This is a genomic window from Leptospira dzoumogneensis (assembly GCF_004770895.1).
GTDB lineage: Bacteria > Spirochaetota > Leptospiria > Leptospirales > Leptospiraceae > Leptospira_B > Leptospira_B dzoumogneensis.
Map to the genome: position 1 here is coordinate 66,686 of NZ_RQHS01000001.1, position 14,064 is coordinate 80,749.

12 protein-coding genes are annotated in these 14,064 nt (G+C 42.1%); 6 read left to right on the forward strand and 6 right to left on the reverse strand.

Annotation, left to right across the window (positions count from 1 at the left end; genetic code table 11):
• Positions 1-11: 11 nt before the first annotated feature.
• Positions 12-1,130, reverse strand: coding sequence for a hypothetical protein (locus tag EHR06_RS00295; protein WP_244288448.1), 1,119 nt, complete (start codon positions 1,128-1,130; stop codon positions 12-14).
• Between the two features lie 137 nt (positions 1,131-1,267).
• Here EHR06_RS00295 and EHR06_RS00300 point away from each other — a divergent pair, with 137 nt between their 5' ends.
• Positions 1,268-3,382, forward strand: a complete 2,115-nt coding sequence (locus EHR06_RS00300) for a sodium-translocating pyrophosphatase (RefSeq protein ID WP_135755190.1) — start codon at positions 1,268-1,270, stop codon at positions 3,380-3,382.
• A 236-nt stretch (positions 3,383-3,618) separates the two neighbouring features.
• Here the strand turns inward: EHR06_RS00300 and EHR06_RS00305 are convergent, their stop codons facing one another.
• Positions 3,619-4,101, reverse strand: a complete 483-nt coding sequence (locus tag EHR06_RS00305) for a GNAT family N-acetyltransferase (RefSeq protein WP_167492254.1) — start codon at positions 4,099-4,101, stop codon at positions 3,619-3,621.
• Positions 4,102-4,229: 128 nt separating this feature from the next.
• Between EHR06_RS00305 and EHR06_RS00310 the strand changes: the two genes are divergently transcribed.
• On the forward strand, positions 4,230-5,048 hold the full coding sequence (locus EHR06_RS00310) for a hypothetical protein (protein WP_135755192.1): 819 nt from the start codon (positions 4,230-4,232) through the stop codon (positions 5,046-5,048).
• On the opposite strand, the gene EHR06_RS00315 is transcribed toward EHR06_RS00310, so the two are convergent.
• Positions 5,049-6,446, reverse strand: coding sequence for a glycine--tRNA ligase (locus tag EHR06_RS00315; RefSeq protein WP_135755193.1), 1,398 nt, complete (start codon positions 6,444-6,446; stop codon positions 5,049-5,051).
• Positions 6,447-6,560: 114 nt separating this feature from the next.
• Here EHR06_RS00315 and EHR06_RS00320 point away from each other — a divergent pair, with 114 nt between their 5' ends.
• From EHR06_RS00320 to EHR06_RS00335, 4 genes are read left to right on the forward strand one after another with little or no spacing between them, the layout of a single operon-like run.
• The gene (locus EHR06_RS00320) at positions 6,561-8,240 is read left to right on the forward strand and encodes a TonB C-terminal domain-containing protein (RefSeq protein WP_135755194.1); all 1,680 of its coding nucleotides are present in this window, start codon (positions 6,561-6,563) and stop codon (positions 8,238-8,240) included.
• On the forward strand, positions 8,237-9,025 hold the full coding sequence (locus tag EHR06_RS00325) for a PrsW family glutamic-type intramembrane protease (protein WP_135755195.1): 789 nt from the start codon (positions 8,237-8,239) through the stop codon (positions 9,023-9,025). Before EHR06_RS00320 ends, EHR06_RS00325 begins: the two co-directional genes overlap by 4 nt.
• Positions 9,022-9,930: a 50S ribosomal protein L11 methyltransferase gene (locus EHR06_RS00330; RefSeq protein ID WP_135755196.1), complete on the forward strand. Its 909-nt coding sequence runs from the start codon at positions 9,022-9,024 to the stop codon at positions 9,928-9,930. The genes EHR06_RS00325 and EHR06_RS00330 overlap by 4 nt, the downstream gene beginning before the upstream one ends.
• Before the next feature lie 36 nt (positions 9,931-9,966).
• Positions 9,967-10,968 carry an adenosine kinase gene (locus EHR06_RS00335; protein ID WP_135755197.1) on the forward strand — a complete coding sequence of 334 codons (1,002 nt, stop codon included), beginning with the start codon at positions 9,967-9,969 and terminating at the stop codon, positions 10,966-10,968.
• Between the two features lie 143 nt (positions 10,969-11,111).
• On the opposite strand, the gene EHR06_RS00340 is transcribed toward EHR06_RS00335, so the two are convergent.
• Genes EHR06_RS00340 through truA form a run of 3 tightly spaced genes read right to left on the reverse strand, consistent with a single transcriptional unit; the run spans position 11,112 to position 14,019 of the window.
• Entirely contained in the window at positions 11,112-12,377 is a 1,266-nt protein-coding gene (locus EHR06_RS00340) for an LIC11270 family surface protein (protein WP_135755198.1), read from the reverse strand.
• A complete protein-coding gene (locus EHR06_RS00345) occupies positions 12,374-13,195 on the reverse strand; it encodes a hypothetical protein (RefSeq protein ID WP_135755199.1) in 822 nt (273 codons plus the stop codon). Before EHR06_RS00345 ends, EHR06_RS00340 begins: the two co-directional genes overlap by 4 nt.
• The gene (truA, locus tag EHR06_RS00350) at positions 13,192-14,019 is read right to left on the reverse strand and encodes a tRNA pseudouridine(38-40) synthase TruA (RefSeq protein ID WP_135755200.1); all 828 of its coding nucleotides are present in this window, start codon (positions 14,017-14,019) and stop codon (positions 13,192-13,194) included. The genes EHR06_RS00345 and truA overlap by 4 nt, the downstream gene beginning before the upstream one ends.
• Positions 14,020-14,064 lie beyond the last annotated feature (45 nt).

Genomic DNA, 14,064 nt, shown 5'->3' on the forward strand with positions numbered 1-14,064 from the left:
TTAGAGAAAGTTTACTCCATTTCCGCGAGAGAATAACCTGTTTCCAAATAGAATTGAAATGTTTTATCCAGGCTGTAAGGACCTGCATATCTGGAAAGGTCCTTCTCCAGTTCACCTGCTTTTAGATCCTTATACATGTCCTTCCATTCTTTGGAAACGATGAGTGCGGATTCTTCCGGTTCTGTTTCAGAGACGGATCTAAGTGCGAAAGCCAGTACTTCCCAACTAAAGGAAGAATGTTTTAATAGTACGTTCCATTCTTCTATACTTGGGCTTTTTTTTGTGCGGATGATCTCTTCTAAAAGTTCCGTTCCTAAGATCCCTGAATCCGATCCGATTTGTATATAATATCTTCTTAAAGGAAGAAGGTAGTCCTTATCCGGAAAAAGATTTTTTCTAAGAGAAAGTAAAAGTGCTCTTCTTGCTAATGCCGCGGATTCCACAAATCTTCTCTGGTCCAAATATTCCATGCTCAAGATATGATGAAAGATCGGTTCGTCCCTGAAGATATTCGCTCTTTGTAGTAGGCCTTCTTCATATAAATTGGAATCTTTGGATTTATAGGATAAGATACAAAGTCTATGTAAACTTTTGTTTCTAGGAAAGTAGGGCAGGAACCTTTTACATCTTGCGATTGAATCTTCTATTTTTCCTGCCTTTTGAAAACTTGAGATCTCATCTAATAGAGCTTGTTCTTCCGCGAGGTATGGATTGGAAGATTCTAATTCTTTTAAGGTGGCTTTATAATATTCAATGTCTCCGATACGAGAAGACCAGAGTAATGCTTTGTATCTTAGATCTCTATTCTCCGGATCTCTGGATAATAGTACCCTAGCAGTGTTCAATGCCTTGTCCGGAAATCTGAGTGAATCGTATAGATCCGTCATTTCTTCCAATAATTTGGTTTGGTCCGGATTCAATCGAAGGCTTGTTTCGTAACTTTTGAGTGCTTCTAATTCTTCTCCCTTTCCTTTTTGGGATTTTCCTAAAATCCAATAATAACGGAAGTCTCTGGGCTCTCCTGTCTCGTCAGCGATCTGTAATTTTTCTAACGCTTGTTGGTATCTGCCTCGTAAAGCTTCTTCTGCAGCCTGCTGGATCAGCTCTTCCCAAGAAAAGGTTGAACTCAAGGCCAGGACCGATTTTATAGTGCAAATAACTAAAAAGAACCAAATGGAAAGTGTACGTCTCATCTTACTTTGGGAAACACAGGTCCCATCTTTTTAATCCATCGGAAATTTTAAAAAAAAACAAGAGGTTTCCCTGAATGAATTCGGTAACCATTATTCTGGCTTTTGCCGTCCTGGCTATTTTGACCGCCGTAGTATACGCATTGAAGGTCACCAGGATCCAAATCGGAACTGAGGGCGGAAAAGACCAAGAATCCAAGAAATTGATCGAAATTTCTTCCGCAATCTCCGAAGGAGCCATGGCTTTTCTCGTGAGAGAATACAAGACCATTTCTCTCTTTATCGCCTTTATGGCAGTTCTGATCTTCTTCCTTTTGGACAATCCGGAAACTCCGGATTTTAACGACGGGTTGTTTACTGCGATCGCTTTCGTGTCAGGAGCACTTATTTCCTGTCTTTCCGGTTTTATCGGAATGAAGATCGCGACCATAGGAAACGTTCGTACTGCTCAAGCAGCTAAAACTTCGATGACCAAGGCTTTCAGAGTCGCTTTCGATTCTGGTGCGGTGATGGGATTCGGGCTGGTTGGTCTTGCGGTTTCCGGTATGATCGGACTTTTCCTGCTTTATACTCATTTATTCCAAAACGTTGGAACTCTTTTCCTTATGGAAGCTCTTGCCGGTTTTGGTCTAGGTGGTTCTGCTGTGGCTCTTTTTGGAAGAGTGGGTGGCGGGATTTACACTAAGGCTGCCGACGTTGGCGCTGACCTTGTAGGTAAGGTGGAGAAGGGAATCCCTGAGGATGATCCTAGAAACCCTGCGACTATCGCAGATAACGTGGGAGATAACGTAGGTGATGTTGCCGGTATGGGTGCTGACCTTTTCGGTTCCTGCGCTGAGGCTACTTGTGCCGCTCTTGTGATCGGTGCAACTGCTACTGCTCTTTCCGGTAACACTGACGCTCTTTTATATCCACTTTTGATCTCCGCTTTCGGGATCCCTGCTTCTCTTTTAACTTCCTTCATCGCTTCCGTGAAAGAAGGAGGAAATGTGGAGAAGGTCCTAAAGATCCAACTTTGGGTCTCGACATTGATCGTTGGTGCGATCATGTATTTTGTAACTGATAAATACATGGTGGATTCTTTCGAGATCGCTGGCAAAACGATCGGTAAATGGAATGTTTACATCTCCTTGATTGTGGGTCTATTCTCCGGAATGTTCATCGGTCTCATCACTGAGTATTATACTTCTCATTCTTATAAGCCTGTAAGAGAAGTTGTGGACGCTTCTAAAACCGGAGCTGCTACGAACATCATCTACGGACTTGCATTAGGTTACCAAAGTTCTGTGGTTCCTGTGATCCTTCTTGTTATCACCATCGTTACTGCGAATATTTTGGCGGGAATGTACGGGATCGCAATTGCTGCTCTCGGAATGATCTCCACTATCGCAATCGGTCTGACTATCGACGCTTACGGTCCAGTTTCGGATAACGCGGGCGGTATCGCTGAGATGGCGGAACTCGGAAAAGAAGTTCGTAATCGTACGGATACCTTAGATGCGGCCGGTAATACTACTGCTGCTATCGGAAAAGGTTTCGCGATCGGTTCTGCTGCTCTCACTTCCTTGGCATTGTTTGCTGCATTCATCACCAGAACTAAAACTACCGGTCTGGATATTTTAGACGCAGAAGTTTTCGGTGGATTACTTTTCGGAGCTATGCTTCCATTCGTTTTCACTGCGATGACTATGAAATCAGTAGGTAAAGCTGCTGTAGACATGGTAGAAGAAGTTAGAAAACAATTCCGCGAGATCCCTGGGATCATGGAAGGAAAAGCTAAACCTGATTATAAAAGATGTGTGGATATTTCCACCACTGCGGCTTTAAGAGAAATGATCCTTCCCGGACTTTTAGTTCTTTTAACTCCGATCGTAGTAGGTTACTTATTCGGAATTAAGTCTTTATCCGGTGTTTTAGCTGGAGCATTGGTAGCAGGTGTGGTTCTTGCAATCTCTTCTGCGAACTCCGGTGGTGGCTGGGACAACGCTAAAAAATACATCGAAAAAGCTGCCGGTGGAAAAGGTTCCGACCAACACAAGGCTGCAGTTGTGGGAGATACCGTAGGAGATCCTTTAAAAGATACTTCCGGTCCTTCTATCAATATTTTGATCAAGTTGATGGCGATTACAAGTCTAGTGTTTGCGGAATTTTTCGTGCAACACGGCGGATTATTACTTCGTTTGTTCCAATAAGAATTTTCTAAAATTCTAATATTAAAAAAGGGATCGGAAACGATCCCTTTTTTATTTTGGTTTCGCACCAAGCTCTCGGAGTTGAGTGGAAATGTAGGAATTCCTACATAGTTTTGAAGAGGAAGATTTTATTGACAGAGATAGGATTTTGTGATAAGGAGAACGGGCGCTCCCACGAGCCACTCCCCCCAAATCCCAATGCAGGGCGGGGGCGATCTTTGCCGATGTAGGAGTTCTTACACGGATTTTCTAAATCTCACATAGAACGGATCGAATCCCATCTTCTTCCAGAATTCTACCGCTCCTTCATTCTCGGAAATTGCTCTTAATTCTACAGCTAAGATACCTTTTTCTTTCGCGTAACGAAACGTTTCATCTACAAGAGGTTTCATATATCCGGATTTTCTTTTACCTTGTTTGGTGATGGCCAGGTCTATGAATAAATTTTTCTCCTCTAAAAGATACGGTTTTTCTTCCACTCTTGCGATCAGAAGAGAGACAAGTTCTTCTTCTATAAATCCACCGATAAATAATACTTTGTCAGTTGCCCTGAGTTTTAAGTAGATATCCACCATTTTGGCAGCGGCTCTAGGACGGATCTTGAATATTCCATCTAAAGGAAGCTTATTGACCATTCTAAAAAATTGATTTACCAATTCAATTGCTGCCTCCCTATTTTGAGGGAGGATCGGTCTTATCTCCAAAAGTTTTTCAGACATTAAAATAAAACTTTGCAAATGACCGGAGTTTGTGGAGTATTTTTTATAAAAGAAAAGAGAAGTTTCTCTCCTTTTTGCAAATAAATAAAAAAAGAAACGATTCCGGTTGTTACTAATACGAAGGCAAAATGATCTTTCGAGCACTTATAATTCTATCCTTCTTCTCACTTATCAATTGCGAAAACGGTAAATCGGAACTACCACCTGTAGTTTTGGGATATATAGCTTTGGATTATCTCATTCTAACGGACCCGGATCGTTCTTCCGTTTATTTTTCCACGGTCAGATCCCTTGATTTAGATATTGCTTATGAAACGGATGCGGAACCTTTCACTGGGAACTATATCGTCGGAGGTTCTAATATTTGGAATGTGACCGATAGTAATTTGCAGGATGTTTTTGCAGACAGAGGTTATCCTGTTGCAGTTACTGTTCCGACTGATCTTTCGGAGATGAACGAGATCCCGAATCAGAATAGATCCACTTGGAGTGTGAATCAACTTTTGGATCTGGTGCCTAGATATAGAAAGAAATCTTCCAATTTTCAATCCACTAGTTTCTTTATCGTGTATGTAAGAGGACAGTTGGCAGACGCGCCTGGTGTGATTGCGGTTACAATTTCAGGAGTTTTAGGAATTGGACCTCCCGTGATTTTTGTATTCAAAGATATGATAGAACAGTTTAGCAATATCGCTTCACCTGATAGAGTGAAGAAGGCGGAACAAATGACAGTGACCCATGAGCTTGGACATGCACTCGGGCTGGTTAATGCTGGGATCCCTTTATATTCTTCTCACCAAGACAAAGATCATGGAAATCATTGTACGAATTCATCCTGCGGAATGTTCTGGGCCTTAAGCGAGACCAAGGTCGAAACTTTCAGCCCAGCGAGTCCTTTAATTTTCGGACAAGAATGTAGAGACGATATTCGAAACTACAATCCTTGATTAAAGTAACTTATTCGCGAAGTAAGACTTTAAAGAATCTATGGAGACCCTTTCTTGGGACATACTATCTCTTTCTCTTACCGTAACGGATTTATCCGTTAAAGAATCATAATCTACAGTGATACAATAAGGAGTTCCGATCTCGTCCTGTCTGCGGTATCTTTTTCCGATAGCGCCGCCTTCGTCGTATTCCAAATTCCCTAAAGAAGATAGGTTCGCATAAATCGATTTTGCAAGTTCTGGAAGTCCGTCTTTTTTCATGAGAGGAAAAATCCCTATTTTCACAGGAGCAACTTGAGGAGCGAAACGAAGAACTGTTCTTGTTTCTCCATCCGCTAGTTTTTCTTCTGCGTAAGCGTCTGAAACGACCGCTAAGAATAAACGGTTTAAGCCCAGTGCAGGTTCTACCACATAAGGCACATATTTTTTGTTAGCTGCCTGGTCTTGGTATTTCAGATCTTCTCCGGAGAATTTTTCATGTTGGGAAAGATCGTAATCAGTTCTAGAAGCAATACCCCAAAGTTCTCCCCATCCGAATCCGTATTTGTATTCGATATCGGAGGTAGCTTCGCTGTAAAAAGAAAGTTCTTCTTTCTCATGTTCTCTGATCTTCAGATTTTCTTTTCTTAAACCTACATGATCCGTTAAGAACTTAAGGCAATATTCCACCCAATGAGAGAACCATTCTTTTTGGGTTCCCGGTTCGCAGAAGAATTCCATCTCCATCTGTTCGAATTCTCTGGTGCGGAAAACGAATTGTCTCGCCATGATCTCGTTACGGAAAGATTTGCCAATCTGAGCGATCCCGAACGGGATCTTGTTCCTAGTCGTTGAGATAACGTTCTTAAAATTGATAAAAATACCTTGGGCAGTTTCCGGGCGAAGATAAATATCCTGCGAATCTTCTGCGGAAGCCCCATGAGAAGTTTTGAACATCAAATTGAAGTCTCTTGCTTCCGTGAAAGTTCCTCTATTACCGCAGTTCGGGCAGGCGAAATTTCCTGCCTTAATGACCTCGTTCATTTTTTCCAGGGTCAATCCTGTTGCCGCGCCTTCTCCTTTTTGGTCTTCCAAAAATTTGTCGGCTCTGATCCTGGTCTTACAATTTTTACAATCGATGAGTGGGTCGTTAAAATTAGAAACGTGTCCGGATGCTTCCCATACTTTCGGGTTCAGAAGGATAGAAGAATCCAATCCGACAACGTCTTCTCTCAAGTGGACAAAATGTTTCCACCAGAGTCTTTTTAAGTTATGGAGAAGTTCGGCTCCGTAAGGGCCATAGTCGAAGGTATTGGAAAGTCCTCCGTAAATTTCGGATCCGGGATAAACAAATCCTCTTCTTTTACAAACGGATACAATATCCTTGAGAGAGGAATCTAGGGTTTCTTTTTTCTCCATAGGTCCAAGGATTCTCGAATAGGATTCGTGATAAAGTATTAAATTCGTAGGAATTCCTTCAATTCTTGTTTGCTTCCGGAACAAGCTAGGGTCCAATGGACAAGGATATTCGGAATGAAAAAGGAAATTTCGCAGAAGGAAAAATTAGTCTTTTGGGGGATCAATTTTCTCTCTTGGACCTCTCCCATTTCCATGATTGGGTTCGGGATCTTTTTTCCTCTGGGAGTTATCTTCCTATTTCCGAAAGAGGATAGGGTACTTAGGCCGGCATTCCATTCCGTTTTTCTACAAGTAGTCCTCGGGCTGTTTTTATTTTCTCTAGAACTCCTATTTTTAATTTTTCCAAAAGCAGAAGAGATATTTTCTTTATTCGTTCTGCTCAGTTCGGAAGAGCCTAGTTCATCCGGATTCCTTGTTCTAACTTTAATGTTCTTCCTGGGCCTGGCAGTATTTTTTCTACAGGCAAAACATATTCGAAAAAGTTTAAGACCGGAAGATCCAAGACCTCTTATCTTAAATCCGGTTTTAGTATTTCTGACCGTCGGCTGCTTAATACTATTCACTCATTATTTAACATATTCCGATCCGTTCCGAACGAAGATGGCTACCTTTGCGGTCTTCTCCGAAAGCGTTTGGATTTTCTTTTTTACCGCAGTAGGACTTGCGGAACTTCTATCCGGCAAAAGACCATTCTTCTTATTCAAGAGGCCTTGGGCCTGGTTTGTAAGACAAACCAGAGATTCGTTTGCAAAGGAAGAAGGGGATCTGCCTGCTTCTGCCAGAAAACGTAAGAACGCAAAAGTTAGAGATATTATCTTAGCGGGCTGGGGTCATATCTATACGGGACGTTTGTGGAAAGGATTTCCGATCCTATTCGTATATCTGCTCGGGTTATTATTATTCGCTACATTTTTCTTCTCTTGGTGGGAACCTGCTTTAGGGATCCGCTTTCTTGCAAGTTTAGGTTTAAAACCTGGGCTTTCCGATAAAAAGTTTTTTGAAGTGGCATCTTCCGTTTGGATTTGGTCTGCGATCTTAACTGTATTAGTTTTAGTTAATGTGTTTTCAGGATGGCTGCTCCGGAGATCCTTTCATTCTAAAACTCCTCTTTTGGGTTTGAGCCCGGGTTTTGAGAATAACCTTGGATTAAGCGTTTTGGTCCATCTAATAGTGATCTGTTTGATCTTACTTATGCCGACCACGATCGCTTTCCAAAAAGAAAGTAAATCCCGTCCTACGGATCATTTTACACCCGAGAATCATGCTGAATTCTATTTTATAGATCCGAATCTTCCGGATGAGGTAAAAGGACTCAATGGCGGTGTGATTACCGGAACGGATACGCCTAATAGTACCCAAGGTGAAAAGATCCCTGAAGAAAAACCTTCAGACGAGGGCAGAGTAAAGGGAGAAGTTAAAAAGATCAAAGGTAAAAAACTTCCTCCTACTTATTCCAATTATATCTCCGCAAAGATGAGAACTTTCGAATCCTTTATGGATTATTGGAGAAGTGCTCCTCGAAATTATTCCTGCGTAGTAGCTTATACGATTACTCCGGATGGAGAAGTTGTGGATGTGGAACTTGTACAAAATTCTCCTTATCCGGAACAAGACCAAAGAACATTGGAATTGATCGAGAACCTATCTCCTATGATGCCTCCTCCCGGAACAAAAGGTTATATAAGAGTCACGGAACTTTTCTGGAATGGGCCTTTGGATGCTAAGGCTATGCCCACTCCTTTACAACAAGAGCTGGTGAATATGTTCGACGGCCGTTATATGGAGGAATTATGAGTTTAGAAGTAATTCTTCTTGCGATCGGAAGTATTTTTCCTTGGGGATTTTATCTTATCTATACCCAGCCCAACACGGGTAGAGAAAAACGTTTCTTTTTTATAATATTCTTCGCGCTACTTTTAGGATGGATCTCCACTGAACTAGTCCTTCGTGCGAGTGCCTTCATTTGGCCAGAGACGGAGATCAAGGCTAAGGTAGCAAAATCAATTCTTTCCCAAACTGCATTTCTTGCATTCGTGAAAGCGGGAATGATGGAAGAATTATGTAAATCCATCCTGATCGTTTCATTATCCCTTATCCTCGCTTTTGATTGGAAGAAAAAGGAATTCCTCCCGGAAACGTTTTTAGTAGGTGGGTTTGTAGCATTGGGTTTTGCAGGAATAGAAAATTATCATTATATTCTGACCGCAAAAGAAGATGATAGGATCCATACTTTCATTCTAAGAACATTAAAATCTTCGAATGCACATTTACTCATTAATTTATGTTTTGCACTTTGTCTGATCAAAAGTAATAAAAGACAGTTCCCGGACAAGTATTGGTATATTCTTTCCGGGTTCTTACTTGCTGTGGTCCAACACGGACTATTCGACTTTTTTGTGATCCCAGTCGGAAGATTCGGACATTGGGCGGCAACAGCACTCTTCGTAGGGATTTGGGTCTGGATCGTGAAAGACAGAAGAGTGTATATGAAAGAAGAAAAAATATATAAAGAAAAACCTCCCCAGGAAAAGCCTCTTAATGAAGAAGTTTCTCAGGTCGTTCCAGAGATAATCCGTTGAAATACAAAGAGATAAGAGTTTCCATTCCGAAAGATTTTGCGGAAGAATTTTCCGCCTACTTGGACGAATGGCAGGTAGCAGGATATTACGAAATTCTATTCGATAGGGAAGAACCTAGAAAACCGGACGAAGAGATTATCTCGGATAATACTCCGATCAGAGTGTATCTGGCAGAAGATGATGTTCAGTCGGAAGCCAAAATTTGGGTCTATCTACAAACAGTCGCTCCGGAAAATTCTTTTGCAGAATCCAGATGGATAGAAACAAAAGAATACGAAGAAGCTTATAAAGAATTTTATAAACCGTTTTCAGTCGGAGTTTTCTGGGTGGTGCCTACCTGGGAAAAAGAAGACTGGGAAAAAAACAAAAAGTTAGAACAAAAAGATTCCCTTCCGGTTTATATCAATCCGGGGCTTGCATTCGGAACAGGACATCATGAAACTACTCGTTTGGTTTTATCCAGGCTTGGCTCCATAGATCTGAAAGGAAAGAAGGTCGCTGATATTGGTGCAGGTTCCGGGATCCTATCCGTGGCAGCGGCAAAATTAGACGCATCTAAAATTATAGCAGTGGATATAGATCCGAATGCCGTACGTTCCTCCACATTTAATAGGGACGAGAACGGGATCTCTCCGGAAGTTTTAGTAGTGGAAGAAGGGGGATTCGATCATCCGCAAATTTCTTCCGAACAATTCGATCTATGTGTTGCTAATATCACATTCGCGGTCTTAAAAGCGAATATGGAAAAGATCGCAGGACTTCATACGGATCATTTTCTTTTTAGCGGTGTGATCACGGAAAGAAAAGAGGAATTTCTGGAACTTCTATCTTCCCAAGTAGGAGGTAAATCTTTATATGAAACCTCCTGGAACGGATGGGAGCTGATAGAATGGATCCGCAAATAGTATTACGTTTTATTAATAATTAATATCGGAGAAAAAATGAGACATTACGACGTATTCGGAATAGGGAACGCACTTGTGGATATTCTAATCCCTACCGAAGATTCTTTTTTACAAAAAATGGGCTGGAACAAAGGGATCATGACCCTGGTGGATGCAGAAGTGCAGGGTGGGGTCCTTACCGCTTTAGATGGACATAAAAAAGAATTAAGATCAGGCGGAAGTGCTGCGAATACGATGATCGCACTCGCAAATTCAGGAGGGACCGGAACCTATACCGGAAAAGTAAGCGAGGACACTTACGGGGAATTTTACAAACAGGACATGGAGAAGGCAGGGATCTTATTCGAAGTTCCTCCTTCCAAGGAAGGGCATACCGGGACATGTGTGATCCTTACGACTCCAGATGCAGAGAGAACAATGCTCACTCATTTGGGAATTTCTTCCACATTGACCAAACAAGATCTGGATCTGGAAAAACTAAAGGTCTCTTCTTATAGTTATGTGGAAGGATATCTTTGGGACGGACCATCCACCAAAGAAGCTTGTCTTTTGGCAATGGAAGAATCCAAAAAAGCGGGAGTAAAGGTGGCATTTACCTTCAGCGATCCGTTCTGCGTAAACCGTTCCAGAGAGGATTTTTTAAAACTCACTAAAGAATATTGTGATTTAGTTTTTTGTAATGCAGAAGAAGCAAAGGCACTCGCCGCTACAGAATCCAAAGAAGACGCTTTAAAATTTATCTCATCCATTTGTAAGAATGTAATGATGACGGACGGTTCCAACGGTGCGTTCTCTTCCGTAAACGGGACTATCAGTCATATCGGCGGATTTCCTGCCCAGAATTTATTAGATACTACCGGAGCAGGGGATTGTTTTGCGGCAGGTGTTCTTTACGGACTCACCCACGGATTTTCACCTGATAATGCGGCAAGATGGGGAAATTACGTTGCATCCAGGATCGTACAAGAGATCGGACCTAGACTTTCCGTCAGACTTATGGGCAGACAGGAAGAAATATTAGGGAAGACACGTAGTTAAGAGAGAGACGCTAAGGTATCTCACGCAGAGGCGCTAAGTCGCAGAGAGAAACAGGTTGGTGGAAGCTTGGTACTTGCATGCTTGCTGTAGGTATTCCAACAGGATTCAACTCTGAATATGAAAAAAACTCTGCGACTTTTCCCCTAAGGACAAGAATAAGTTAAAGAAACAGTGCTCATGTTTCCGTTCTCCGGAACGGAAAATGTGAGCGGAGTTCCTACGATCGTATCCGGAAAACCGTCCAGGTTTCCAGTATCAGCCAGACAATACAGCTTATGAGTTCCGGAATTGATGTATTTCATCTTTACTGTTCCATTTCTTGCGGGTGTGGCAGCTAATGGAAGTTTTGTAAGAATATCCGTTTCATTCTCTCTAAAAACCGCAAAATAATGAGTTAAATTTCCGGAGCCGCCTGTGATTGCCAAAGAAGAGGCCCCGCTTGGATAGATAGTCCTGGATCTGGACAAAATCCCTCCACCCATATCAGTCTGTCCTTGGTGATTTACTTTCCAATCGCTGATAGAGATCAAAGTCGCCGCAGTACTTCCGTCAGCTGCTTTGATGGAGTGAACCATTAGATTTTCCTTAAGGTTCATTCTTACTTCGAAAATATAAGGCTCGAATCCAGGTTTAAAGTCCATATCCGCTTCTCCGGGTTGTACGGAATAGAGAAGAGGGAATACTAATGGATACGCCGATTTATCGGTGGTCCCTGCTGCGTATGCAAGTCTTGGAACTATATTAAATCCATACACACCATAGTTATCGAAGAAGGTTACTTTTGTAAGATCTACCCCCGGTGAATTTCCCCAACCGGTAACAAGGGAGCGGATATAAGTTCCGGTATAATAATACTGGCTTGCGAGTCCTGAAGAAGTTCCTGCAGTAGGATCGTTGGAAGGAAATTCCGCTCCTTCTCCATTTAAGAACTGGATCATTTTGAATTCGCCGTTCAGGGATCGGCAGGTGTTTGCATTCAATGTATAAGGTTGGGTACAATACACTTCTCTATTAGGAGCGACGTTATCCCAGAAAGCTTTTGCAGCTGCAACAGTTCTGATCTGAGAAAGATTATTCAGACCGTCTTGGTATTTGGAAGAAATTCGGATCTCACCTATATCGATATAGATGGGAAGATTTGCCATTTTAGGAAGACCTGCTAGATTGAAAGCAGTATCCCCGGACAGATCTTCGTATACATTCCCGGTTCCGTTATTGTATTCTGAAAATTCCAAAGGACTGTCCGTGGCATAAGTACCTTTCATTAGAAGTAACATTCTATTATTGAAAAGGGTACTAATTACGGGGTTATCAGTGGCGTTCCCTTCCCAATGCCCTACCTTACAATCTGAAACGAATGCTAGCGAAAAACAAAAAAGGTATAGAAGACGATTCGTTTTAGAGATCATAAGAATACGCTCACCATTAAACCGAAATGGAAAAATTCAGTATCCACTTTATTGTAATAATACGGGTTATTTAACCTGGAATCCACAGTAGGACCTACATAAGGATACTTTGTTTCCGCGGGTGAATTTAAATCTGATTCATAAATTTTATTATAATCCAGTCGGATACCGATCCGGATCTTCTTCCCGGCAACAAAACTCGCTTCGAATCCTGCATATAACGTATTGTCCCAGCGGGAAGTGTTTGCAGGTCTTGCAACCACATAGGTTTCTCCGAATCCGGCCTTCACCATAAATGTGATCGGAAGTTCGAAGGGAAGTTTGTAACAGAGAGCGGAATATACAGGTATAGTGGTAAGTGCTCTTTCCGATCTGGACAGATAGTTGGAATAGGAAGCTCCTACTTCTACATAAAAGATCCAAGGCCAAGGAATTCTATAGAAGAATCCACCACCCAAAGTGGTATCCAAATATTTCTGAGCTTCCGATCCAGGGAATGGGTTAGAAGCACCAACCCAGGCGCCAATTTCCGGTTTTCTATTATCATAGAATGCAGGAAGTTCTTCCTCTAATTCTTCGTCGTCGGTGCCGTCTTTTTTATCGGAACGGGAGAGTCCGGAAGAAGGCAGATTTCCGCCTGCTTGTGCCAGGATCAATTCTCCATTTCTAAAACTGTTCCCGATCTTATTAAAATCCATAGGAGGAGAAACAGGATTACCTCCCAGGTATTTTACCGCTTTATTATCCAGTTGGTCCGGATAAGAGAAGGCCTGCGCCCATGGGAAAAGTAAAAATGCGATCGGAAGGAGTTTTTTCATCTAGGAACTCCGCCGAATTCTTTCCTGTTTTGGTACATTCGATCTATTTGAGGAAATGAATCGTAGTACGCTTTTAGAAAATACAATCCGTAAGGGGGGAGGGTAATCCCTGCTATGGTTCTATCTTTGGAAGAAAGTATTTTCAATATATTCGTCTCTTTGCGCTTCTCTATCGCTATTTCAAAAAGTGTTCCGGTCAGGATCCGGACCATATTATGGAGGAAACCGTTTGCCTTGATCCGTAAACGAAGAAGTCCGGGCTCTTCTTCACTTTCTATAAGGCTCGCATCATAGATGACCCGGGTAGTTGTCCTTCGGTTCCGCATCGAAGTGGCTTTTGCCAGACTTCTGAAGTCATGCTCTCCCTTTAGTAGTTCCAGTTCTTCTCTTAAGCGGGAAACGTCAATCCGATGTTGGTACCAGAATGCTCTGTTTTTCCAAACCGGTCTTGGAAACCTCGCATTTACCAAAAGATATTCATATTCTCTTGCGGTACAGGAAAACTGAGAATTGAAGTTCAATGGGACTTCTGTGATCTCATGAATTGCCAGACCCCGGTCGGTGAGCGCATTCATTCCGAGTAGGAACTTCGACAGATTGGAAATAGGGGAATCCGTCTTAAAATTTACGATCATTCCCCTGGCATGGACTCCAGTGTCGGTCCTTCCCGCTCCCCAGATACGAGTTTGTTTTTTGAGAAGAATATCCAGTGCCTTTTCTATTTCTTCCTGAACCGTGGGAGATTGTTTCTGGCTTTGGTATCCGAAAAAACATCCACCATCGAATTCAATCAGCAAGGCATAGTTTCTAGGATCTTCTGTCATAGTCTGGAGCGAGAATGGGAAGGAGTAAGACTAAGTGGAGAAGGG

Coding starts and splice junctions, on each gene's coding strand:
- EHR06_RS00335 (WP_135755197.1), top strand. CDS start 9,967: ATGAGACATTACGACGTATTCGGAATAGGGAACGCACTTGTGGATATT.
- EHR06_RS00320 (WP_135755194.1), top strand. CDS start 6,561: ATGAAAAAGGAAATTTCGCAGAAGGAAAAATTAGTCTTTTGGGGGATC.
- EHR06_RS00315 (WP_135755193.1), bottom strand. CDS start 6,446: ATGGAGAAAAAAGAAACCCTAGATTCCTCTCTCAAGGATATTGTATCC.
- EHR06_RS00305 (WP_167492254.1), bottom strand. CDS start 4,101: ATGTCTGAAAAACTTTTGGAGATAAGACCGATCCTCCCTCAAAATAGG.
- EHR06_RS00310 (WP_135755192.1), top strand. CDS start 4,230: ATGATCTTTCGAGCACTTATAATTCTATCCTTCTTCTCACTTATCAAT.
- EHR06_RS00325 (WP_135755195.1), top strand. CDS start 8,237: ATGAGTTTAGAAGTAATTCTTCTTGCGATCGGAAGTATTTTTCCTTGG.
- EHR06_RS00345 (WP_135755199.1), bottom strand. CDS start 13,195: ATGAAAAAACTCCTTCCGATCGCATTTTTACTTTTCCCATGGGCGCAG.
- EHR06_RS00300 (WP_135755190.1), top strand. CDS start 1,268: ATGAATTCGGTAACCATTATTCTGGCTTTTGCCGTCCTGGCTATTTTG.
- truA (WP_135755200.1), bottom strand. CDS start 14,019: ATGACAGAAGATCCTAGAAACTATGCCTTGCTGATTGAATTCGATGGT.
- EHR06_RS00340 (WP_135755198.1), bottom strand. CDS start 12,377: ATGATCTCTAAAACGAATCGTCTTCTATACCTTTTTTGTTTTTCGCTA.